This window comes from Ruegeria sp. CH11 (assembly GCF_056537105.1).
The window spans coordinates 401,589-424,055 of the sequence record NZ_JBQFQX010000001.1 but is presented as its reverse complement, the minus strand read 5'-3'; the positions used below and the strand labels follow the sequence as shown (position 1 = coordinate 424,055).

General features: G+C 58.8%; 24 protein-coding genes and 1 pseudogene. 11 read left to right on the top strand and 14 right to left on the bottom strand.

Annotation, left to right across the window (positions count from 1 at the left end; genetic code table 11):
* Nucleotides 1-68 precede the first annotated feature (68 nt).
* Both ACR0LX_RS02145 and ACR0LX_RS02140 read left to right on the top strand, forming a co-directional pair.
* The gene (locus ACR0LX_RS02145; RefSeq protein ID WP_480782364.1) at nt 69-851 is read left to right on the top strand and encodes a beta-keto acid cleavage family enzyme; all 783 of its coding nucleotides are present in this window, start codon (nt 69-71) and stop codon (nt 849-851) included.
* The gene (locus ACR0LX_RS02140) at nt 848-2,164 is read left to right on the top strand and encodes an aspartate aminotransferase family protein (RefSeq protein ID WP_480782363.1); all 1,317 of its coding nucleotides are present in this window, start codon (nt 848-850) and stop codon (nt 2,162-2,164) included. The genes ACR0LX_RS02145 and ACR0LX_RS02140 overlap by 4 nt, the downstream gene beginning before the upstream one ends.
* A 55-nt stretch (nt 2,165-2,219) precedes the next feature.
* On the opposite strand, the gene infC is transcribed toward ACR0LX_RS02140, so the two are convergent.
* From infC to cobA, 7 genes and pseudogenes are all read right to left on the bottom strand, one after another.
* Nucleotides 2,220-2,681 carry a translation initiation factor IF-3 gene (infC, locus tag ACR0LX_RS02135; protein ID WP_480504410.1) on the bottom strand — a complete coding sequence of 154 codons (462 nt, stop codon included), beginning with the start codon at nt 2,679-2,681 and terminating at the stop codon, nt 2,220-2,222.
* Nucleotides 2,682-2,927: 246 nt separating this feature from the next.
* Nucleotides 2,928-3,761 (bottom strand): ferredoxin--NADP reductase, encoded by an 834-nt coding sequence (locus ACR0LX_RS02130; RefSeq protein ID WP_480782631.1) that lies wholly within the window; start codon nt 3,759-3,761, stop codon nt 2,928-2,930.
* A 107-nt stretch (nt 3,762-3,868) separates the two neighbouring features.
* Nucleotides 3,869-4,276: a DUF934 domain-containing protein gene (locus ACR0LX_RS02125; RefSeq protein ID WP_480569352.1), complete on the bottom strand. Its 408-nt coding sequence runs from the start codon at nt 4,274-4,276 to the stop codon at nt 3,869-3,871.
* Nucleotides 4,273-5,034: a phosphoadenylyl-sulfate reductase gene (locus ACR0LX_RS02120; protein WP_480569355.1), complete on the bottom strand. Its 762-nt coding sequence runs from the start codon at nt 5,032-5,034 to the stop codon at nt 4,273-4,275. The genes ACR0LX_RS02125 and ACR0LX_RS02120 overlap by 4 nt, the downstream gene beginning before the upstream one ends.
* Nucleotides 5,024-6,688, bottom strand: a complete 1,665-nt coding sequence (locus ACR0LX_RS02115; RefSeq protein WP_480782362.1) for a nitrite/sulfite reductase — start codon at nt 6,686-6,688, stop codon at nt 5,024-5,026. The genes ACR0LX_RS02120 and ACR0LX_RS02115 overlap by 11 nt, the downstream gene beginning before the upstream one ends.
* A 67-nt stretch (nt 6,689-6,755) precedes the next feature.
* Entirely contained in the window at nt 6,756-7,070 is a 315-nt protein-coding gene (locus ACR0LX_RS02110; RefSeq protein ID WP_480569360.1) for a DUF2849 domain-containing protein, read from the bottom strand.
* A pseudogene (cobA, locus tag ACR0LX_RS02105) lies at nt 7,070-7,816 on the bottom strand (uroporphyrinogen-III C-methyltransferase); the annotation flags it as partial. The gene ACR0LX_RS02110 and the pseudogene cobA, both read right to left, overlap by 1 nt.
* Before the next feature lie 174 nt (nt 7,817-7,990).
* Between cobA and ACR0LX_RS02100 the strand changes: the two are divergent.
* Nucleotides 7,991-8,470 carry an Lrp/AsnC family transcriptional regulator gene (locus tag ACR0LX_RS02100; RefSeq protein WP_480782361.1) on the top strand — a complete coding sequence of 160 codons (480 nt, stop codon included), beginning with the start codon at nt 7,991-7,993 and terminating at the stop codon, nt 8,468-8,470.
* Here ACR0LX_RS02100 and ACR0LX_RS02095 read toward each other — a convergent pair.
* Complete coding sequence (locus ACR0LX_RS02095; RefSeq protein ID WP_480782360.1) at nt 8,467-9,666, bottom strand: cytochrome P450; 1,200 nt, start codon at nt 9,664-9,666, stop codon at nt 8,467-8,469. The two genes, ACR0LX_RS02100 and ACR0LX_RS02095, sit on opposite strands and share 4 nt — an antisense overlap.
* A 47-nt stretch (nt 9,667-9,713) precedes the next feature.
* On the opposite strand from ACR0LX_RS02095, the gene ACR0LX_RS02090 reads away from it, so the two are divergent.
* The 6 genes from ACR0LX_RS02090 to ACR0LX_RS02065 all read left to right on the top strand — a co-directional run bounded on the left by ACR0LX_RS02090 (nt 9,714) and on the right by ACR0LX_RS02065 (nt 16,682).
* Entirely contained in the window at nt 9,714-11,447 is a 1,734-nt protein-coding gene (locus tag ACR0LX_RS02090; RefSeq protein WP_480782359.1) for a sensor histidine kinase, read from the top strand.
* Nucleotides 11,444-12,673 (top strand): sigma-54-dependent transcriptional regulator, encoded by a 1,230-nt coding sequence (locus ACR0LX_RS02085; protein ID WP_480782358.1) that lies wholly within the window; start codon nt 11,444-11,446, stop codon nt 12,671-12,673. Before ACR0LX_RS02090 ends, ACR0LX_RS02085 begins: the two co-directional genes overlap by 4 nt.
* 361 nt (nt 12,674-13,034) lie before the next feature.
* Nucleotides 13,035-14,036 carry a DctP family TRAP transporter solute-binding subunit gene (locus ACR0LX_RS02080; protein WP_480782357.1) on the top strand — a complete coding sequence of 334 codons (1,002 nt, stop codon included), beginning with the start codon at nt 13,035-13,037 and terminating at the stop codon, nt 14,034-14,036.
* A 128-nt stretch (nt 14,037-14,164) separates the two neighbouring features.
* Nucleotides 14,165-14,842 carry a TRAP transporter small permease gene (locus ACR0LX_RS02075; protein ID WP_480569378.1) on the top strand — a complete coding sequence of 226 codons (678 nt, stop codon included), beginning with the start codon at nt 14,165-14,167 and terminating at the stop codon, nt 14,840-14,842.
* Nucleotides 14,842-16,218, top strand: a complete 1,377-nt coding sequence (locus ACR0LX_RS02070) for a TRAP transporter large permease (protein ID WP_480782356.1) — start codon at nt 14,842-14,844, stop codon at nt 16,216-16,218. Before ACR0LX_RS02075 ends, ACR0LX_RS02070 begins: the two co-directional genes overlap by 1 nt.
* A gap of 152 nt (nt 16,219-16,370) precedes the next feature.
* Entirely contained in the window at nt 16,371-16,682 is a 312-nt protein-coding gene (locus tag ACR0LX_RS02065; RefSeq protein ID WP_480782355.1) for a DMT family transporter, read from the top strand.
* Nucleotides 16,683-16,686: 4 nt separating this feature from the next.
* On the opposite strand, the gene tpiA is transcribed toward ACR0LX_RS02065, so the two are convergent.
* A complete protein-coding gene (gene tpiA, locus ACR0LX_RS02060; protein WP_480782354.1) occupies nt 16,687-17,436 on the bottom strand; it encodes a triose-phosphate isomerase in 750 nt (249 codons plus the stop codon).
* Between the two features lie 98 nt (nt 17,437-17,534).
* Here tpiA and ACR0LX_RS02055 point away from each other — a divergent pair, with 98 nt between their 5' ends.
* Nucleotides 17,535-18,473, top strand: a complete 939-nt coding sequence (locus ACR0LX_RS02055) for an isopenicillin N synthase family dioxygenase (protein WP_480782353.1) — start codon at nt 17,535-17,537, stop codon at nt 18,471-18,473.
* On the opposite strand, the gene ACR0LX_RS02050 is transcribed toward ACR0LX_RS02055, so the two are convergent.
* Nucleotides 18,470-18,835 (bottom strand): HesB/IscA family protein, encoded by a 366-nt coding sequence (locus ACR0LX_RS02050; protein ID WP_480782352.1) that lies wholly within the window; start codon nt 18,833-18,835, stop codon nt 18,470-18,472. The two genes, ACR0LX_RS02055 and ACR0LX_RS02050, sit on opposite strands and share 4 nt — an antisense overlap.
* A 187-nt stretch (nt 18,836-19,022) precedes the next feature.
* Between ACR0LX_RS02050 and ACR0LX_RS02045 the strand changes: the two genes are divergently transcribed.
* Complete coding sequence (locus ACR0LX_RS02045) at nt 19,023-19,346, top strand: hypothetical protein (RefSeq protein ID WP_480782351.1); 324 nt, start codon at nt 19,023-19,025, stop codon at nt 19,344-19,346.
* Between the two features lie 124 nt (nt 19,347-19,470).
* Here the strand turns inward: ACR0LX_RS02045 and ACR0LX_RS02040 are convergent, their stop codons facing one another.
* The 4 genes from ACR0LX_RS02040 to ACR0LX_RS02025 form a co-directional block, all read right to left on the bottom strand.
* Nucleotides 19,471-20,682: a glycerophosphodiester phosphodiesterase family protein gene (locus ACR0LX_RS02040; protein WP_480782350.1), complete on the bottom strand. Its 1,212-nt coding sequence runs from the start codon at nt 20,680-20,682 to the stop codon at nt 19,471-19,473.
* Nucleotides 20,683-20,801: 119 nt separating this feature from the next.
* Nucleotides 20,802-21,164, bottom strand: a complete 363-nt coding sequence (locus ACR0LX_RS02035; RefSeq protein ID WP_480569402.1) for an SUF system Fe-S cluster assembly protein — start codon at nt 21,162-21,164, stop codon at nt 20,802-20,804.
* A 96-nt stretch (nt 21,165-21,260) separates the two neighbouring features.
* Nucleotides 21,261-21,539: an NfeD family protein gene (locus ACR0LX_RS02030; RefSeq protein ID WP_480569405.1), complete on the bottom strand. Its 279-nt coding sequence runs from the start codon at nt 21,537-21,539 to the stop codon at nt 21,261-21,263.
* Nucleotides 21,539-22,429, bottom strand: a complete 891-nt coding sequence (locus ACR0LX_RS02025; protein WP_480569408.1) for an SPFH domain-containing protein — start codon at nt 22,427-22,429, stop codon at nt 21,539-21,541. Before ACR0LX_RS02025 ends, ACR0LX_RS02030 begins: the two co-directional genes overlap by 1 nt.
* Nucleotides 22,430-22,467 lie beyond the last annotated feature (38 nt).

Sequence of the window (22,467 nt, the reverse complement as noted above, 5' to 3'; positions counted from 1 at the left end):
CTGAAAATAGCAAGTTGAAAACGCTCTGTGAGCGAGTAGATCGGTTTCAGATCTAGAAAGAACTTCACATGACCGATTTGAATGACACTCAAGGTATCACGACGCGGCCCGCGTATGTTCTGGTTGCCCCGAATGGCGCAAGGCGCGGGCGCAAAGATCACCCGGAATTGCCGGCGACAACCACGCAAATTGTAGCCACTGCAGATGCTTGTCATGCAGCAGGGGCGCAGGGCATACATCTGCACGTGCGCGATGATCAGGGGCAGCATTCGCTGGATGCCGGGCGCTATCTTGAAACGATTGCTGAATTGCGTCGCGTGGTGCCGACGATGGACGTGCAGATCACGACCGAAGCCGCTGGTGTGTTCGACGTTGACGCTCAATATACCTGCCTTAAGACTGTGCAGCCGAGCTGGGCGTCAATTTCTGTGCGTGAGATTGCACGCCAACCAGAGCTTGCCGCGCGCGTGTATGCCCTGTGCGCGGATCAGGGCACGCGTGTGCAGCATATCCTGTATGATGCGACCGACGCCGAATTGTTGGCGCAGTGGCGCAAGGATGGGGTTGTCGCTCCGTCTCAGGTGGATCGCTTATTGGTTCTGGGGCGCTATGCCGAAGGGCAGGAATCCGCACCAGAGGATCTGGATCGATTTCCGGCAGAGGCCTCGCCCTGGATGGTCTGTGCTTTTGGGTCGCAGGAACATGTCTGTCTGCACCGAGCGGCGCAGCAAGGCGCAGATGTCCGGGTCGGGTTTGAAAACAGCCTGACCGGTCCAGATGGACAGCAATGGGCAGATAATGCCGTGTCGGTCGCGGCCTTGGTGGCCCGGATGAAAAGGAAGCCAGAATGAGTCACGTTTTTCCACGCCACACCAAATCGAACCTGCCTGTCGCGGCTGGAGGGGATGGGTGTTACCTGATCGACGATCAGGGCCGCCGGTTTCTGGATTGCGGCGATGCGGCGGTCTCGTGCCTGGGGCATTCGAACCCGGCCGTCATCCAAGCCGTTCAGGAGCAAGTTGAAAAGATCGCATTTGCGCATACCGGGTTCATGACCTCGGAACCCGCAGAGGCGCTGGCCGATCTGTTGATCGAACATGCGCCCGGGGAACTCGATCGGGTCTATTTCGTCTCGGGCGGATCCGAGGCGACTGAGGCGGCCATCAAACTGGCGCGGCAATATTATCTTGAAATCGGACAGCCCGAGCGGCGGCATGTGATTGCACGGCGTCAAAGCTATCACGGCAATACTCTGGGCGCGCTGTCTGCCGGGGGCAATGCGTGGCGGCGGGCGCAGTTTGCACCGATGCTGATTGAGATGACCCATATCGCCGCTTGCTATGAATACGCTGAAAAACCGGATGACGAGAGCAGCTTTGACTATGGCCAGCGCATTGCAAACGAGTTGGAGACCGAGATTTTGCGCTTGGGCCCCGACACGGTCATGGCATTCATGGCAGAACCGGTTGTTGGGGCGACGCTAGGGGCGGTACCGGCGGTCGAGGGGTATTTCAAACGTATCCGTGAAATCTGCGACCAATACGGCGTGCTGTTGATTTTGGACGAGGTCATGTGCGGCATGGGACGCACGGGGCATTTGTTCGCCTGTGACCATGACGGCGTCTCGCCGGATATTTTGTGTATCGCCAAAGGGTTGGGGGCTGGTTACCAGCCGATCGGCGCGATGCTTTGTACGGATGCAATCTATGACGCCATTCGCGATGGGTCTGGATTTTTTCAGCATGGGCATACCTATATCGGCCACCCGGTTGCCACCGCAGCGGCGTTGGCGGTCGTGACAGAGCTGACCGAAAAGAACCTGCCAGCCCGTGCAGGCGTGATGGGGCAGAAATTACAGTCCGCGCTTGAAGCCGCCTTTGGGCAACATCCCAATATCGGCGAGATTCGGGGGCGGGGCTTGTTCCGGGGGATCGAACTTGTCGCGGATCGGGATAGCAAAACGCCGTTTGACCCAGCAAAAGGCGTGGCCGGTCGCGTCAAAAAAGCCGCTTTGGCCCAAGGATTGATCTGCTATCCGATGTCCGGAACGCGGGATGGAAAAAACGGTGATCACATTCTTTTGGCACCACCGTTCATCATCGAGGACGAGCAGATAGATGAGTTGGTGACCAAGTTGAAGCATGCATTAGACGCTGTGATCTAACGAAAAAGGGCTCCTGCCAAACGGCGGAGCCCTTTTGCAATGAAAGCTGATCGATTTACTTCTGAGGAAGCGGGCCGATCATCATGATCATCTGGCGACCTTCCATCTTGGGCATGTTCTCGACCTTGCCCAAATCCTTGATGTCTTCGGCCACACGTTCCAGCAATTCACGGCCCAGGTTTTGGTGCGCCATCTCACGACCGCGAAAGCGCAGGGTGACTTTGACCTTGTCGCCTTTTTCCAGAAACTTGAAGACGTTCTTCATCTTGACGTCATAGTCATGGGTGTCGGTGTTGGGCCGGAACTTGACCTCTTTCACCTCGATGACTTTCTGTTTCTTGCGCGCTTCGCTTTCGCGTTTCTGCTGTTCGTATTTGAACTTGCCGAAATCCATGATCTTGCAGACCGGCGGGTTCGCGTTTGGCGAAATCTCAACCAGATCGAGGCCGGCATCAGCGGCGAGTTGCATGGCTTTGGCGGGATGAACCACCCCGACATTGTCACCATCGGCGCCGATCAGGCGAATTTCGGGGGCACGGATTTTATCATTTACGCGCGGTCCGGTATCTCTCTGCGGTGGCGCGTTATGGGGTCTGCGGGCTATGGGTTCATTCCTTTGATGATTGCAGAATTTCGAGCCCGGAATTTAGACCGCCACGCGCGCTGATTCAAGCGGCATAACGGCCAGATAGCCCGAAATTCCCGGGTTTTGTCAGGGGTTTTACGGTGGCCGGACCAATTTGAGCCCAGCCACAGAGCCCCTTCAGCCGACAAAGGCTTTTTCGACCACGAATTCCTTGGGCTCGGAATTTGCACCTTCGCGCAGGCCGAAACCTTCGAGAATCTCTTTGATGTCGTGGTTGAAGGCCAGCGAACCGCAGACCATTGCGCGATCCGTATCCGCCTTGATGCCGCCCTCGATCCCCAGATCGGTGAACACGGTACCATCTTTCAACAGCTCGGTGATGCGGCCCATCTTGGGACTGTCTTCCCGGGTTGTGGTCGGGTAATAGCGGATCTTGTCGGCGAAACCTTCACCCATCAGTTCGGCCAGCAATTCATCCTGACGGATGTCTTCGATCAACTGACGGCCATATTCCAGTTCCGCCACTTCGCGGCAGGTGTGGGTGATGATGACCTCGTCGTAATCCTCATAAGTCTGCGGCTCGCGCAGTAGCGAGGCAAAGGGGGCAAAGCCGGTGCCGGTGGCAAAGAACCACAGGCGTTTGCCGGGCAGCAGGGCGTCATGCACCAGCGTTCCGACCGGCTTGGGCCGCAGAATGATCTGATCCCCGGGTTTGATGTGCTGCAATTTCGAGGTCAGCGGGCCATCTTGAACCTTGATCGAGTAGAACTCGAGCTCTTCGTCCCAGGACGGCGAGGCGATCGAGTAGGCGCGCAGCAGCGGCTTGCCGTTGTCACCCAGCAGTCCGATCATCACGAACTCGCCCGAGCGGAACCGCAAGGATGCGGGGCGCGACACCTTGAAGGAAAACAGGCTGTCGGTCCAGTGTTTGACGTCCGTCACGGTCTGGGCGTCGGGCAGGACGGGGGCCTTTACGGCGGTTGCTTCGGTCACGGATTTCATCTCTGTCATCGTTTCACTGTCGGTCTGCTTAACCGACATCTCCGTTTAATCTTTGATCCAGGTCAGGAAAAGGGGCAGATTACCCCTTTCGTGTCACAAGCTGGCGATTGGCGGGATCAGCCGCGCAAGCGGGCCTGATAGTTGTGTTCTTTCCAGTCGGCGCGGGCAAGCCACTGATCCTCGGGCTGGCGGTCGGCCAGCGCGTGGTCAATTTCGACTTCGTCGAACCCGCTGCGTCGCGCCATGGCGTATTGGTCGGCCAGCACGTGTCCTTTGGCGCGCAGGCGGCCGGTATAACCCTTGAGCCGCAAAACCCGCGCAATGGTAAAGCCACGGCCATCGGCTGATGACGGGAAATCCACCCGCACCATCTGGGCACTGCCCAGGCGGTCAATCAACTCGTCAGGGTCGGTATCCGAAGCCACATCCAGCGCGACCACATCATTGGCGGCATCTTCCAGCGTGACATAGCCGTCGGTCCAGTCATCGGGGGCAAACCCCTCATCCGTTACGATTACGTTCATGTTTTCTCTCCGGCGCGCACCATCTTGCCATCGACAAAATGAATGCCGCATTCTTCTTTGTTCTGATCGCGCCAACGTCCGGCGCGGGGGTCTTCGCCCTCTTTGACCGGCGATGTGCAGGGCGCACAGCCGATCGAAGGGTATCCTTTGGCCACCAGCGGGTGCCGGGGCAGGTTGTTCTCGTCCATATACGTGCGCACGTCTTCGGGCGCCCAATGAGCCAGCGGGTTGACCTTGATCCGGCCGGTGCCGTCCTCGACCTCAAAGAACTCGAGCGCGGCGCGGGTGCCGGACTGGAACCGTTTGCGCCCGGTCACCCAGCCTTCATACCCCGCCAGTGCCTTTTGCAGCGGGAAGGTTTTGCGCAGGTTGCAGCACGCATCCGTATCACGCAGTTGCAGCGCGCCGTAAGGGTCGTCGCGTTCGATATCTTCATCCTCGGCGCGGATGATGTGAACATTTTTCAGGCCCAGACGCTCGCTCACATCTTGCTGATACTCCAGCGTTTCCGTGAACAGCATTTGCGTGTCCACAAACAGCACAGGGGTCATCTTGTCGACAACCGCTGCCATGTGCAGCAACACAACCGATTCCGCCCCAAAGCTTGAGACCAGAGCAAGCGCGTCGATCTCTTCAATGGCACCGTGCATCACATCGTGGGCGCTGTGATGGCGGAACCGGGCATTCAGCGCCTCGACCCGTTCGGTCAATTCTGCGCGGTCTTTACCCAGTTCCGTCTGGATCAGATCAAGCGGCATTCGCCTGCGCCTCGGGGTAGAGAGCGGCCTTGAAGGGGGCCATGCCAACACGGCGGTAGGTCTCCAAAAAGGTCTCTTCGGCGCTTTCGCGTTGCACCAGATAGGTGTCGACGATGCGTTCGACGGCGGGCACGATTTCGTCATAGGCAAAGCCCGGACCCGTCCGGTCACCGACGGCTGCGGTTTCAGTCGCGTCACCGCCCAGCGTGATCTGGTAGTTTTCGACGCCTGCGCGGTCCAGACCCAGAATGCCGATATGTCCGACATGGTGGTGTCCACATGCGTTGATGCAGCCCGAGATCTTGATCTTCAGGTGGCCAATGTCATGCTCAAGCTTCAGCTCATCGAAACGGGTCGCGATCTCTTGCGCAACCGGGATCGAACGCGCCGTCGCCAGCGCGCAGTAATCCATGCCGGGGCAGGCGATGATATCGCTGATCAGACCGATATTGGCGGTGGCCAGTTCGTGCTCTTTCAGCTTTGCGTGGATCGCGGGCAGGTCCGATTTGTGGACATGCGGCAGGATCACGTTCTGCTCATGGCTGATACGCAGTTCGTCATAGGCGAACTCTTCGGCCAGATCAGCCATTACGCGCATCTGCTCGGCAGTTGCATCACCCGGCGTCTGGCCGTGCTTCTTGATCGAGATCGTCACGATCGCATGGTCCGCGTCCTTGTGCGGCGCGATGTTGGTGTCGACCCAGGACCGGAAGACCGGATCGTTGGTATAGGCGCTTTCGAACGACGCAACCGAACCTTCGCGGAAGGCGGGGGGCGCAAAGTGACCCTTGATCTCTTCCAGCAGGTTCATGTCTGCGCCCTTGAACTGCGGGCGGACCTGCAGGAAACGCTCGTTCACCTTGGCGCGGATAGCGTCGATGCCTTGCTCATGCACGGTGATCTTGATACGTGCCTTGTACTTATTGTCGCGGCGTCCGATCTGGTTCCACACGGAAACGGTGGCTTCCAGATACGCCAACAGATCGTCAAAGGCGACGAATTCGGACAGCTCTTTGCCGATCATCGGCGTGCGGCCCAGGCCGCCACCGACGATGACGCGAGCGCCCAGCACGCCGTCACGCTCGACCAGTTGCAGGCCGATATCATGCGCCTTGATTACGGCGCGGTCATTTTCGCTGCCGGTGATCGCGATCTTGAACTTGCGCGGCATGAACTGGAATTCCGGATGGTCAGTTGACCATTGGCGCAGCAGTTCGGCATAGGGGCGCGGATCAGCGACCTCATCCGCGGCGGCACCGGCGAAGTGGTCGGCGGTCACGTTGCGGATGGTGTTGCCCGAGGTCTGGATGGCGTGCATGCCAACTTCGGCCAGCGCGTCCAGCATGTCCGGCACGTCGTTCAGTTTCGGCCAGTTGTACTGAATGTTCTGACGGGTGGTGAAATGGCCATAGCCCTTGTCCCACTTTTCCGCCAGCAGGGCGAGCTGACGCATCTGCGCACTGGAAAGGGTACCGTACGGGATCGCAACGCGCAGCATGTAGGCATGCAATTGCAGATACAGGCCGTTCATCAGCCGCAGGGGTTTGAATTCATCTTCGGTCAGTGAACCGTCAATACGGCGCTCGACCTGCGCACGGAACTGGGCGTTGCGTTCTGCCAGGAATGCTGTGTCGAACTCGGAGTAGCGATACATGTCTAGCTGTCCTTAATTGCAGCCCCGAACCAAAAGGGGCCTTGATGGGGAGATAGAGGGCCAGTGATCAGGCCCGGGGCTGCGGGGAGGATTCCTGTTTGCCGTGGGCATAGTTGGACGGACCAGTCCGGCGGAAATCCTCCCGAAAATGGGTGGGTTCAGGGCCGTTGTCGCCGGCGATTGCATCCGCCAGATAGGCGCCGACGATCTTGTTGGCCTGACGCGCCGCGTCCAGCAGGCGAACCTGCGCGTGTGCTTCATCGGTGATCAATTCTGCGTCGGACAGATCGCGTGACCAACGGTCATCCTCGGTCTGATAGATCACGTCGCCTTCGAGAAGATCATTGGCGGTGACAACTTTGGGGGTAAAAGCGCGGGCCATCAGGCAAGCTCCTTGTTGAATTCTGTCGCGGCCAAGGCCGCTTCGCGCGGGGCAAGGCCGTAAAATGTCAGGGCAGGGCCGTCGAGTTCGGCGGCAGCCAGGTCAGATGGCAACTGACCGAGGGTCGTCGCCACAACGCGTTGATCAGGGCGCGAGGCGTTTTCAACCAGCGTGACAGGTGTCGCGCGGTCGGCACCGTGCATAATCAGACGTCCCTGGATGAAGCGGGCCGATTTCTTGCCCATGTAAATCGCGGCCACCGATCCGGCCTGCGCCAGTGCGGTCCAGTCGTGATTGGCAAAGCCCTTCATGTCGTGCCCGGTCAGGAAACGCACCGACGCATTGCGGCCGCGACGGGTCAGGCTTTGGCCGATTGCGGACACGGCAGCCGAGGCAGCGGTGATGCCTGGCACGATCGACCACGAAATGCCTGCGGCCTCGACGGCCTCGATCTCTTCGTCGAGACGACCTAAAACCGTCGGGTCACCCGATTTCAGACGCACGACACGCTGGCCCTTTAGGGCATGTTCGACCAGCAGGGCATCGATGTCGCTTTGTTTCCAGGATGGTCCAAAACCAACCTTTCCCACGTCAACCAGCGTTGCGCGCTTACCGGCCAGCAGCAGAACCTCATCGCTGATCAGCCGGTCATGCATCACGACATCGGCCTGCTCGAATGCCAGCAGGGCCTTGACGGTCAAAAGCTCTGGATCGCCGGGGCCTGCGCCGACGAAATCGACATGGCCGGTATCACCTGTTGTTCTTGAACGCAGCATTTCTGGGTCTCGGGGTTTGTTTGACTTGCACTCCAATATAGGAAATATTCCCGCATATGCGCCATATCGCGCGGCAAATAAGAACGTTTGTTCCGGTTTTGGAGGAAAGTGGAACGACGGTTTTGAAAGATGAGGGAAATTGGAATGTCGGTGCGAATAGACGCCACAGATCAGAAAATTCTGGCCGAGCTGCAACGCGATGCCAGTCAATCGCTGGACGAAATAGCGGCTCGCGTCGGCAGTTCCAAGACGCCCGTCTGGAATCGCATTCGCAAACTGAAAAGCGCCGGTGTCATCGGACAGCAAACCGTCTTGCTGGACGCCGAGGCGCTGGGATTCGAGGCGACCTTCTTTGTGTTGATCCGCACATCCGAGCACGAGGCTGATTGGCAACGCAAGTTCCTGAAAGCGCTGCGTGACCGCCCCGAAGTGCAGGAGGCGCACAGGTTGGCCGGGGATATCGACTATATCCTGAAAGTTAGGGTGCAGAATGCCCGCGCATACGACGCGTTTTATCAGAACCTCATCTCAGAGGTTCGGGTCCACAACGTGACAGCACTTTTGTCGATGGAAGAGATCAAGTCGACAACCATGCTGCCGCTGACATCGCTGGCGGGCAATTAGGCGTTGGCTCTGGCCCGCGTTTGAACCTCAAGCCGCGTCAGGCCGTGAAAGTGGTAGCTGTCGGAATACACGGCGGGCTGTGTCAGGCGCAATTCTGGGCATCGTTCGAACAGGATGGGCAGTGCGGCACGCATCTCCAGTCTTGCCAGCGGGGCACCGACGCAGAAATGCAGCCCGGCCCCAAAGCTGGTGTTCATCGCGATCGGTCTGGTCGGATCAAACCTGTTGGGCTCTGACCAGACCGCCGGGTCGCGATTGGCCGCGCCCAGCAGCAAGGCAACCTGATCCCCGCGCGCGAAGCGGTGGTCAAAAATCTCAACCTCTTCATAGGCATAGCGGGTAAACATGTGCAACGGTGGGTCGTAGCGCAATACCTCTTCGACCGTCTGATCGATGGTGTTTTCTGCAAGTGAAGGCAAATTTCTTGAGCTGCTCAACAGCGTCTTCACCCCGTTCCCCAGACTATGCACGGTCGCCTCATGACCGGCGTTCAGCAGCAGGATGCAGGTCGAGATCAACTCGTCGCGATTCAGTTTCTCGCCATCCTGTTCGGCTTGTATCAGACGCGTAATCAGGTCGTCGCGGGGGGTCTTGCGACGCTGGTCGATATAGGCTGTCAGAAAATCGGTGAAGTCCCGCGACGCCTGCGCGGCGGCATCTTCGGTCTGACGGGTACGACCGGTCTGATACATGGCGACCATCGCATGCGACCAGCGTAACAGATCCGGGGCCATCTCCTCGGGCACGCCTAACAGACGGCAAATGGTTATGACCGGGACTTGGGTGCAATAGGCGGAGAGTAAGTCAAAAGGAGCCGTCGGGAATTCGTCGATCAGGTGGTGGCAAAGCTGCCTTACATCAGGTTCCAACGCCGCAATCGCGCGCGAAGTGAACGCCCGCAGCACAAGCGAGCGCAGCCGGGTGTGGCGAGGCGGTTCCAGTTCCAGCATGGAATGCGCTTCGACCGCCAGCCAGGGCGCCAGATGTGCCGGGCCGGGTGCGGCAAGCTCGGGCGGAACTTCGCGCCCGAACCGGCGATCTCTCAACAGTGCGTACACCGCCTGGTGCGATACCGCAGCGGCCATTCCGTAGTCCTCCCAATAGAACAGATCGCCATGGCTGCGCGCCGCGTCGTAGAACGGGTAGGGATCCTGTACAAAGGCCGGGTCGGTCGGAGATTGCGTCAGGTTCTTCATGTGTCGCACACTTGCCATCGGGCGCAGTGAATGCAAGACCCTTGGTCATGCAACGTGTTTTGGTCATTCTGGCTTTCCTCTGTGCGGTCGCGCTGTTGTCAGCGGCTGTCTGGACCTATGGGTATCGTCAGGCTTTGACGCAGCTGAGCGATAAGGCCGAAGCCGATCTGGAACTGGCAGCTGACCGGCTGAGTACTCAGATGCAGGTCTATCAGGAACTGGCGGTTCTGATGGCAGATCACCCGGATCTGGATGAGTTGGACACTCCAACCCGCCAGCGCGCGGCCGAGGCCGTCTTGTTGGACGTGGCCGATAAAACTGCTGCGGTGAACGTGATGTATCTGGATCGAAACGGTCATGTTCTGGCCGCCGCACAGCCTCTGCCTCGCTCGAATTTGGCTGGTCATCCGGCCTTTGCCCGCGCGTTGCAGGGGGCGATGGGCAGCGCGCATGGAGCCTTTCCCGGCAGCGGAGAGAGGACCTATTCTTACGCTGCCCCATCTTTTGGTCCAGACGGGCAGGTCCAAGGCGCGCTGATGGTGGTGGCCGATGTACAGGATGTGGAACAAACCTGGCGCGGCAGTACCGAGGCTGTGTTCTTCACAGATGCCGACGGGGTGGTCTTTATTTCGAACCGGTCCGACCTGCTGTTTTGGAACCGTGCGGACGGGCAACAGGGTCTGACGCCTCCGGGCGGTAACGCGGTTGATTTTTCTTCGGATATGGTTGGTCCGCATGAATTGTGGAGCATGGGCTGGGGACGCTACCTGCCGCAGCGCGCGCTGCATCTGATGCTGGATTTGCCGGTGATCGACATGACGGCCGAAGTGCTGGTTGATGTCGCCCCGGCGCGCCAGTTGGCCGGATTACAGGCGGCGACGGTTGCAGCGCTTTGCCTTGCGTTTGGCGCGCTGCTGTTTCTGGCCACCGAACGCCGGCGTACATTGGCGCAGGCCAATGCGGTGCTGGAAAGTCGTGTGGCCCAGCGTACCCGTGCCTTGACGGTCGCCAACTCGGCCCTGCGTCGCGAGGTTGCCGAGCGTGAGGAGGCCGAAGCGGCACTGAAACAGGCCCAGGCCGATCTGGTTCAGGCCGGTAAGCTGAGCGCATTGGGCAAGATGTCAGCCGGGATCAGTCACGAACTGAATCAGCCGCTGATGGCGATCCGGCAGTTTGCCGATAACGGCTCGGCCTTTCTGGCACGCGGGAATGCGGGCAAGGCGGGGGAAAACCTGGGGCGGATCTCGGATATGGCCGCGCGTATGGCGCGGATCATCAAGAACCTGCGCGCCTTTGCCCGCAACGAAAGCGAGCCGATGGGGCGGGTCGATCTGGTTCAGGTCCTGAACTCGGCCGTTGAACTGATCGAGACCCGATTGCGTTCCGAAGACGTCGCTCTGGACTGGACGCCACCGAAAGCTCCGGTCTGGGTGTGGGGGGGCGAGGTGCGACTGGTTCAGGTGTTCGTCAACCTGATCAGCAACGCCGCCGACGCGATGGTGGGAAGAAAAGACGCGCGTGTGACGATCACACTGTCCGATCAGGGCCGGCCAAAGGTGTCGGTCCGCGACACCGGCCCCGGTATCGAAGACCCGGACCGTGTGTTCGAACCGTTCTATACCACCAAATCGGTCGGCAGTTCCGAGGGGATGGGCTTGGGCCTGTCCATTTCCTATGGTCTGGTGCAGAGTTTCGGGGGTGACATTCGCGGTTCAAACACACCCGATGGCGCCGAGTTCACGGTCGAGCTTGACCCCTGTCCCAAGGAAAAAGCCGCATGACCCGCAAGGTTCTTTTGGTCGATGATGATGCTGCGGTACGAGAAGCGTTGGCACAGACGTTGGAGCTTGCGGAATACGAGCCCGTGTCCGCTGGGTCTTTCGTGGCCGCAAAGGACCATATTCGCCGCGATTTCGACGGGGTGATCGTTTCGGACATCAGGATGCCGGGTCGGGACGGCTTTCATCTGTTGACCTACGCGCGCGAGACTGACCCGGAATTGCCCGTCATCTTGTTGACCGGTGAAGGCGACATTCCGATGGCGGTCCAGGCCATGGGGCAGGGTGCTTTCGATTTTCTGGAAAAACCTTGTGCGGCAGAGGATCTGTTGGCGGTCCTCAGACGTGCGCTGACAGCACGATCCGAGGTGTTGGGGCAAAGGCGGCAAAAGCGGGAACTGGAACGCGGCGACCCGGCTGCCCGTCTGTTGTTTGGTTTGTCGCAAAAGGCCGCCGACCTGCGCACCCGCGTACGCTCGGTCGCGCCGACGCGCGCCGAGGTGCTGGTGACCGGACCGGTCGGCAGCGGGATCTCGAAAGTTGCCGAGGTAGTCCATCTGATGTCGCCGGACGGGCAGGGACCCTTTGTCAAACGACCCACTGCTGGGCTGACAGCCGGTGACCTGACGCAAAGTTGCGAGGACGCGGCTGGGGGGTCCCTGTTTCTGGACGAGGTATCGTCGATGCCCGACGCCACCCAGTTCGCGGCGCTGGATATGATCGAGCAGGGTGCGCCGGCGCGGATCATTGCCGGGTCTACAGCTGATCTGTCGGCGCTGTCGGAGAGCGGCCAGTTCAACGCGGATCTGTTCTATCGGCTGGATGTCATGCGTGTGCGCATTCCCTCGCTGGCGGAACGGCCCGAGGATATTCCGGTGATTTTCCGCCACTATGTTGCGCAGGCGGCGGAACAGGCGGGGATCGGCGTTCCAGAAATCTCATCGGATCATCTGGCGGCTTTGATGGCGCAGGATTGGCCGGGCAATGCCCGATCGCTGATGTCGGCTGCCATGCGCTTTGTGCTGGGTATGCCCGAAGAGGCCTCAAAGGCCAGTGATTTGGGCCTGAGCGAGCAAATGGCACAGGTGGAACGGTCGCTGCTGATTGCGGCATTGGGACGGCATAACGGCAAGGCATCAGACGCGGCCAAGGCGCTGAAGCTGCCCAGAAAGACGTTCTACGACAAGCTTGCGCGTTATCACATCAGGCCAGAGGATTATCGCCGATAGGTGCTCCCGCCGGTTTACCTGCATTGTCATGCAGGACACCGTTGGGCCGGCAGCCCGTCGGTGCGGGCTGCTGTCGGCGCATGCTTTGCCAATACCGATTCGCCGCATTGATTCGATAAGTGTGCGAAATTTCGCACACGGGCTGGTTTTAGCTGTGCGGATTTTCGCACAGAATTCGGCAGCGGATTCAGAATGATGTAAAATTGCCCGATAAGGTTTTATTTCTAAACAATAATAAGACTCATCCGACTTTCCCAAACAAATCGTTGAGGCAAGACCGGCGATTCGTTTCACTTCGCCCAATGCTCACCATCACGAGCGTTTCATAGTGATTTCAAAGACGTCTGGGAGGAAGAGACAAATGAAATTCCTGACTACAGCCGCCACTGCGCTGGCGCTTAGCGTGACAGCCACCGCTGGCTTTTCGGCCTGCGATGACGGCGAGATCGTCGTCAAGTTCGCGCATGTGACCAACACCGACAAACACCCCAAGGGTATTGCCGCCTCGCTGCTTGAACAGCGTGTAAATGACGAGATGAACGGCGTCATGTGCATGGAGGTCTATCCGAACTCGACACTCTACAATGACGACAAAGTGCTTGAGGCGATGTTGCAGGGCGACGTGCAACTGGCCGCACCGTCGCTGTCGAAGTTCGAGAAGTTCACAAAGCAGTTCCGTCTGTTCGACCTGCCGTTCATGTTCAAGAACATCGATGCTGTGGACGCGTTCCAGGCCTCGGCTGACGGTCAGGCGATGAAAGACAGCATGCAGCGCCGCGGCCTGCAGGGGCTGGCCTTTTGGCACAATGGCATGAAGCAGATGTCAGCCAACAAGCCGCTGGAAACCCCAGCAGATGCGGATGGTCTGAAATTCCGCGTGCAGTCCTCGGACGTTCTGGTGGCCCAGATGGAAGCCATCGGTGGCAGCCCGCAGAAGATGGCGTTCTCGGAAGTTTATGGCGCGCTTCAGCAAGGTGTCGTGGACGGGCAGGAGAACACCTGGTCGAACATCTACGGCAAGAAGTTCTTTGAGGTGCAGGATGGTATCACCGAAACCAATCACGGCATCATCGACTATCTGGTCGTGACATCGGTCGACTGGCTGGACAGCTTGGACCCCGAAGTGCGCGACCAGTTCCTGACCATTCTGGGCGAGGTTACCGAGACCCGGAACAAAGAAGCCTTTGCCGTGAATGAGGCGGCCAAAGCCTCGATCACTGATGCGGGAGGCATCATTCGCGATCTGAACCCTGAACAGCGTCAGGCCTGGGTCGATGCGATGAAGCCTGTTTGGGACAAGTTCGCTGATGACGTAGGTCAGGACAAGATTGACGCCGCACAGGCGATCAACGCCGGGTTCTGATCCCGGTTCAGGCCACGCGTCCGGGGACTGGGGAGTTATCGACGCGTGGGCCGGGCGGGCCGTAAAATGGCCCGCCACCTTAACTCTCATCAATATCGACTCTCATTACAAATTGCGGGGACAGAGAGATGTCTGGTGCGAATTCCGGCCAGGGCGGGCTGGTCGACCATATCGAAGAGACGATGATCGCGTTGCTGTTGGGTTTGATGACGGTTGTCACCTTCGCCAACGTGATCGCGCGGTTCGTGTTCAACTCTAACATTCTTTGGGCGCTGGAACTGACGGTATTCACCTTCGGCTGGCTGGTACTGCTAGGGGCCTCGTACGCGGTGAAGAAACACGCGCATCTGGGGGTGGATGCCATCCTGAACATGCTGGCCCCGGCACCGCGTCGCATTCTGGCGCTTATTGCGGTGGCCTGTTGCCTGGTGTTCTCGCTGCTGCTGCTCAAGGGATCCTATGACTATTGGGCGGTCTTTGCCGATCTGCCGCCCACCTCGGGCCGCTGGTTCCCCACCGGGTTCGACACCGGAGCGCGCAGTCAGAGCTTTTACGAGGTCGACGACATCCCGATGGTCGCGCCCCTGCGGTTTCTGGAGGACCTGATCAACTATGGCGAGGGGTACGAGAAGCTGCCCAAGGTTATTCCGTATCTGGTGCTACCGGTTTCGATGTTGCTGCTGGTGATCCGCTTTGCGCAGGTCGCTGTTCAGATCTGGCGTGGCGAGACCGACCGCCTTGTGGCCAGCCACGAGGTCGAGGACGAGATTGAAGAGGTTCGGGCCCAACAAGGAGGGCACAACTGATGGACGTCGTACTTCTTTTCTCGATGGTCATCGGCCTGCTGCTGATCGGGGTTCCGATTGCGGTCGCGCTTGGCCTCAGTTCGACCCTGTTTCTGTTGATCTATTCCGACAGTTCGCTGGCCTCGGTCGCGGGAACACTGTTCGAAGCCTTCGAGGGGCACTTTACCCTGCTGGCGATCCCATTCTTTATCCTTGCGTCATCGTTCATGACAACAGGTGGCGTGGCGCGGCGGATCATCCGGTTCTCGATTGCCTGTGTCGGGCATCTTCCCGGCGGTCTGGCGATTGCGGGAGTGTTTGCTTGTATGCTGTTTGCGGCGCTTTCGGGGTCGTCCCCCGCCACCGTGGTTGCCATTGGTTCGATTGTGATCGCTGGCATGCGTCAAGTCGGTTATTCGAAAGAATTCGCTGCCGGTGTGATCTGTAACGCGGGCACGCTGGGTATCCTGATCCCCCCTTCGATCGTGATGGTGGTCTATGCGGCAGCCGTTGAGGTCTCGGTTGGGCGCATGTTCCTTGCGGGCGTCATCCCGGGCCTGATGGCCGGGCTGATGCTGATGGTCACGATCTATGTCATGGCCAAGGTCAAGGATCTGCCCAAGGGCGACTGGAAGGGCTGGGGCGAGGTCTTTACTTCGGCGCGCGAGGCCGGTTGGGGCCTGTTCCTGATCGTGATCATTCTGGGCGGTATCTATGGCGGGATCTTCACCCCGACCGAGGCCGCAGCGGTTGCCGCTGTCTATGCGTTCCTGATCGCCAGCTTTGTTTATAAGGACATGGGGCCGCTCAGCACCGACGGGGATGCGCAGAACATTCCGCTGATCAAGAAGCCCTATGCGCTGGTCACGGCCTTTTTCCACCCCGACACAAAGCACACGCTGTTTGAGGCTGGTAAGCTGACCGTTACGCTGCTGTTCGTGATCGCCAACGCGCTGATCCTGAAGCATGTGCTGACGGACGAGCAGGTACCACAGCACATCGCCAGCGCCATGCTGTCGGCGGGTCTGGGGCCGGTGACCTTCCTGATCGTGGTGAACGTGATCTTGCTGATCGGCGGTCAGTTCATGGAACCCTCGGGATTGCTGGTCATCGTGGCGCCACTGGTGTTCCCAATCGCGATCGAACTGGGTATCGACCCGATCCATCTGGGCATCATCATGGTGGTCAACATGGAGATCGGGATGATCACCCCTCCGGTCGGATTGAACCTCTTTGTCACCTCGGGCGTGGCCGGGATGCCGATGATGGGCGTGGTCAAGGCGGCGCTGCCGTTCCTGGCGGTCCTCTTCGTCTTCCTGATCATGGTGACGTATATTCCGTGGATCTCGACCTTCCTGCCCAATACGTTCATGGGGCCCGAGATCATAACGAACTAGCCCGTGTAAATGGGTGCAAGCCGGGCGTTTCTCAGCGCCCGGTTTTTTCGTGTCTTGAATTTAGTTGATGGCCTCTTATCTCAGGCGCTGAGGACGACCTCTCCACAATGGAAGATCATTCGGGACGACCCGAACTGACATGAGGTGCCTCAATGTCCTGGATATATCTGTTGTTTGCCGGCCTGCTGGAAATCGTCTGGGCTGTTGCGATGAAGCAATCGGCAGGGTTCACACGTCTGTGGCCGACATTGGTGATGGGCGTGTCGATGATCGGATCGTTCGGTCTGCTGGCCTTGGCGATGCGCGCTTTGCCATTGGGCACGGCCTATGTGATCTGGACCGGCATTGGGGCTGTCGGTGCGTTTCTGGTCGGCGTCACGTTTTTGGGTGAGGCCATGACCGCCGCACGTGTCTTTGCGGCGGCCCTGATCGTGGCCGGAATGATCACGATGAAACTGGCCTGAGCGATCAGACGCCCTCGAGCGCGGAAATAATGCCCGAAAAGTCGGCGGCCTTGAGGCTTGCGCCACCAACCAATGCGCCGTCGACATTCGACACGCCAAAGATCTCGGACGCGTTCGAAGGTTTCACCGAACCGCCATAGAGCAACCGGACCGACCGGCCCACACCCTCGCCGAACCGGCGTTCAAGGCGGGCGCGGATGAAGTCGTGCACTTCACCGATCTGATCCAGCGTTGGCACCTTGCCGGTGCCGATGGCCCAGATCGGTTCATAGGCAACAACCAGGTTCTCTCCGGTCGATTGATCGGGGATCGATCCGGACATCTGACCGCCAATGATGTCCAGCGTGTTGGCGGCCTCGCGCTGTTCCAGGCTTTCACCGACGCAAATGATTGCCGTCAGCCCCGCATCCATCGCGGCGCGGGCTTTGGCCCGGATTGCTTCGTCCTGTTCGCCATGATCCTGACGGCGTTCGGAATGGCCAAGGATCACATAGTCTGCGCCCGCATCCTTGAGCATGTCGGCGCTGATGTCACCTGTATGCGCCCCCGACGTTTCTGCGTGGCAATCCTGGCCGCCGGTCGCAATGCCGCTGCTTGCAAGGCTAAGCCCGGCCCGATGCACCAGAGTCGCGGGGGGGCAGATTAGGATATCGATTGGCGCTGAAGGGTGCGCATTGGAGAGAAGTTCCAACTCGGCCAGCGCGGCCCCGGTTCCGTTCATTTTCCAGTTGCCCGCTGCTAGTTTGCGCCGCATCTTCGCCTCTCTGATATCGTGGTATGTCCCGTTCCAGTTAACATCCCCGACAGACGCTTACAATTCCGCTTGCGAAGCCCGGAACGGACAGGCAGGTAATGCGCGCAACAATCGGGTGCGACATGATCGAAAACCTAAACCTCCGGAAACTTGATCAACGGGACGGGGCCGAACTGGCCAAACTGGCGCAAAGCGTGCGGGATGTCGGGTTTCTGACTGTCAGCGAGACGGGGCTGGATGCAGGCCGGATCAACGCAGTATTCGATGCGTATCGCGCTTTTTTTCGGTTGCCCGAAGCTGAAAAGCGCACTGTCGACATGTCCCGGACCGGAGCGAACCGGGGCTGGGGCGCCAAGCAGTCAGAGCAGGTCGATCCGAATGCCAATCCCGACTTCAAAGAGGTATTCGACTGCGGTTTTGAGTTGCCGGCCCATCACTCATATGCAGCGCGTGGGTTAAGCGTCTATGCCCCGAACCTTTGGCCCGATAGCCCGGTGGGCTTTCGCGAGACGATACAAGCTTACTATGCAGATGCCTGCGGCGTTGCCATGCGTGTGCTGCGTGCCATTGCGGTGGCGTTGGGCAAAGAGGCGAGCAGCTTTGACCGGGCTTTTGATGCGCCGATGGCGCTGTTGCGCGGCAACTATTACCCGAAAAGGCCGGACTGGGCCGGAGACAAAGATTTCGGGATCGCGGAACACACTGATTATGGCTGTCTGACGCTGCTGGCAACCGATGGAGCACCGGGGCTTGAGGTCCGTATGCCGGACGGGTCATGGCAGTCGGTTCTCGCCGCGCCGGGCCGGTTCGTTATCAATTTTGGCGAAATGCTCGAGTTTTGGACTGCGGGGCAGGCCAAAGCAACGCTTCACCGCGTCAAAGGCGGCGCGCAAGAGAGGTTGTCGATCCCGCTATTCTTCAACCCGTCCTATGACACGAACGTGGCCCCGCCTGATACCGGCCAGATGATCGCGGCCGGCGAACATCTGACCCGCCGGTTCAATGAGACCTACGTTCATCTGAAAAAGGCGTCTTAGCGCTGGGGTGCAAGGCTTTCGTCGAATTTGATGGATTCACCACAGCCGCAGGCATCGACAACGTTGGGGTTGCGGAACTTGAAACCGGATTCCAAAAGCGAGACTTCGTAGTCGATCTCGGTCCCGAACAAGAACATCTGCGCCATTGGGGCAATTATGACCCGGGCACCATCCTGTTCGACAACCTCGTCATTGGGGTCTGCCTGATCGACATAGTCCATGGTGTATTCCATGCCTGCACATCCGCCCTTCTTGACGCCAATGCGCAGACCGGCATGGCCGCCTGATTGCATCAGGCGAACAATCTGCTCGGCGGCCTTGGGTGTCATGGTCACGGCCTGCTTGCCGGGAATGCCAAACATTAAGAGACTCCGTTTTCTCGCGCTGACACCTAATCTAAGGCCGACAGCGGGCAGGCTCAAGAGAGGGGCGGCCAAAGCACGCAACAATTCTGCGAGGATATGCGCCGTTCGACTTGCCCTAAACCCGTGAATGACCATAGCCTGCCAAAAGTTTCGAACCCTTTTCAATGACCAAGGTGGAGTGATGATGGCTATCCTAAAACGAGCGTTTAACGCCTTTGCGGCCGCAACTGTCGGGCTGGTGGGCCTGACACAAACCGTGATCGCTGAAACCGAGCGGCACCCCGTTAATTGCTCGACCGCCGAGGGCGATTTGCGCGCTATCGCTGCCGAGAAGAAACATGCGGAAGATCAACAGGTTGAAAGCGTTATCTCAATCACTCCGGCTGGTGCGCTGCTTGGGTTGGCGACAGGGACCGAGAACAAGCGGCTCAAGATGCTGTCTGGCGACTATATCAAGCAGCTGGACGACCGCGCGGCAGAGATCAAATCGACCTGCAACGTGAATTAGCGCGTGGCACAGACCGGGATATTGGCGCTGATCGAAGCCAAAGTGCGGCACTTGCAGACAAAAATGGACCGCCCTCGGGCAAGGGCGGTCCAGGATGGGCCAAGCTTTCATGGGGGCGGCTTGTTTATAGGCCCATGCAGTTCGCGTAGTAGGTGACTGTCGCAGGCCAGTCCGAGAAAACGCCCTCGACGCCTACATCCTGTGCCAGCACGTGCAGCAATTGGTAATACATGCTGTCATCCGCCGTCACATCCGCAAGCGACTGGAAGTACCAGCCACCGCCGGTTGACAGCGGCCCCGAGCGTTCCAGCGTCCAGGTGATCAGTTTCAGACCGGCCTCTTTGGCTTGCTTCGCCCAGACCGAGGGGACAATCTCACCGTTGTCAACGGTGACCAGCATCCACATCGGCGGTGCGATATAGTTGACACCTTTAGCGTGTAATTCATTGAAATCATGCGGAAAGGTAGTTTGGTCGTTGGGGTCGAAGCCATCGATATTGTATGAGTTGTCCAGGAAAACTGCCTGCTTTCCGAACTCGGGCTCAGCCTCGATCCAGTACAAAACATCATCAAGGTTGAAACTTTGCGCCCAAACATCCGAGGCGGGGATACCGGCGGCCTTGTATTCGTCGACCAGCTTTTGCGCATAGTCCTGCTGGCTGAACCCGTTGAACGGCATTTCAACCGATGGCGATTTCAGCTCAGGCGTAAATTTGACCCCCAGATCGCGGAACAGTGCGATGGATTCGGCGTGGGTCATGGTGCGAGCGTCATCCACAAACAAGGTGGTGCGCCAGCCCGCGACACCTGCCTGATAGTCTTGCGGAGTTGTGGCGGATTTGTCGGCACTGTCCATTTTCGGGATCAGCGTTCTGAACTGTGCGAGTGTCAGTTCGGATGTCCGGCATTCGGCCTGTGCCTCGGTCTCTCCTTCGGCGGGCGCGAATGGAACCACGCAGATATCAGCCAGATCGCTGGTCAGAATATTTGTCGTTTTATGAAGGTCGTTCTGCGCGTGGCGGCAGACCAGTTCGTGATCCTTGGTAAAGGTCACGTCGCATTCCAGAATCCCGGCCCCCATACGCGCTGCTGCAACGTTGGATTCGACCGTATGTTCCGGGAACAGCAACGGCGCGCCGCGATGACCGATCGAAAACTCCGAGGCTTTCGGGGTCTGAGCGGCGCAGGCTTGCAGCGTCGATTTCAGCTCACCCTCGGGCAGTTTGTCGATCAAGTATGCCGGGCGCGGGCCATAGCTTATCTGTGGGGCGACACCGTTGGCCACAGCGATCGTGGGCAGCAATAGGGCGGCGCAAAAGGTTGGTAAACGCATCATAATCTCCGGTCAGTCTGCGAGGGCGTTCTGGCCCAGCAATGTGACGTCTCGAAAACGGTTGCGTAACAATCAACACACTGTTTTGTAACAGCGAAGCGAATTCTGTGGATAAGTCTTGTTTACATGAAGCCCAGTTCAAGCCGGGCTTCGTCCGACATCATTTCCATGCCCCAGGGGGGCTCCCATGTCAGTTGGACGTCAACCTCTTTGACGCCAGCAACAGGTTCGACTGCCTCGACGATCCAGCCGGGCATCTCACCCGCAACCGGGCAACCCGGTGCGGTCAGGGTCATGATGACCTTCACGGCGTTCTCATCGCTGATCTCGATGGTGTAGATCAGACCCAGATCGTAGATATTGACCGGAATTTCGGGGTCAAAGACCGTACGGCAGGCGTCGACGATCGAATCGTACAACGGGTGTTCGATCGTTGAAGGTGCAATCAGGGGCGTGCCTTCAAGATGTTCGCTGGGGTGAGTCATTGATGCCTCGGGTCTGTTACCTGACGGATTATATAGGGAAAGCATCCACCAGCGTCCAGAGGTGCGGTGGCGCCTTGTAGCAGGCACCAACCGCGCTTAGTCGTTTATGTCACGGTCGAAGGTTTTTACCTGACCGTGGGGCGAGGCAAACATCCGGCGCAGACACAGCCATGCAGCCAGCGACAGTATTGCAAAGATCAGCATCAGTGCCGGTAGGACAGGCGTTACGCCCGGGATCAGCAGCAAGATACCGGTGATGGCCGCGCCGATCGCAAAACCCAGAAATATGAAACCCGGCAGCACGACCTCGAGGATCGCCAGAACCAGCGCTGCTGCCAGCCAGATCCACCAGGTCAGCCAGTAGGGATCGGCCATTATTTGTTTCCTTTCAGCATGTTGAAGGCGTTTCCGAAAGCTTCGATCGCGTTGGCAGGAACAACGATGGTCTGTGATCCCGATCCGCCGCCGAGCGCGTTCAGCGATTCAACCTGTTTCAGGGCGACTTGGTATTGCGCGGCCTCAAGGCCGTTGTCCTGAATGGCCTTGGCGACCACTTCGGTGGCATAGGCCTCGGCTTCGGCCTGAATGCGGCGGGCCTTGGCGGTCTGCTCGGCTGCATAAAGCTCAGCATCGGCCTGGAGCTCGACGGCGCGTTTCTGGCCCTCAGCTTCGGTCACCTGTGCGCGGCGCGCGCGTTCGGCGTTGAGCTGTTGCAACATGGCGTCACGGGTGGCCTGATCCAGATTCACGTCCAGAATTTCGGCGCGCGTCACCTCGATGCCCCAATCATCAACGGCGGTCTCGACACTTTCCTGGATGCGTTCGATCAGTTGGGCGCGGTTGGACTGCACCTCATCCAGATCCATTTTGCCGATCTCGGCGCGGACGATACCGGCCACAGTGGTGGCAATGGCGCCGTCAACGTCGCGGATACGGTACACCGTCTTTTCGGGTTCCAGAATGCGATAAAAGACCGAGGTGTCGATCTGCACCAGAACGTTGTCTTTGGTGATGGCGTCCTGGGTCGCGTTAGGAAGCTGGCGTTCAAGAATGGATATCTTATGGCGCGCAACATCCAGAAACGGAACGATAAAGTTGATGCCAGGGCCAAGAACCGAGTGCAACCGGCCGAACCGTTCAACCACGTATTTCTCGGATTGCGGTACGATTTTGATGCCTTTGAAAATGACGGCGATAATGAAGGCCGCCGCAAGCAAATAAATAATGTTCGAAGTAAGCAGGCCGATAATCTGTTCTTCGGTCATTTCTGTCCTCTGTTATTGTGTACTGTGGTATACATGTG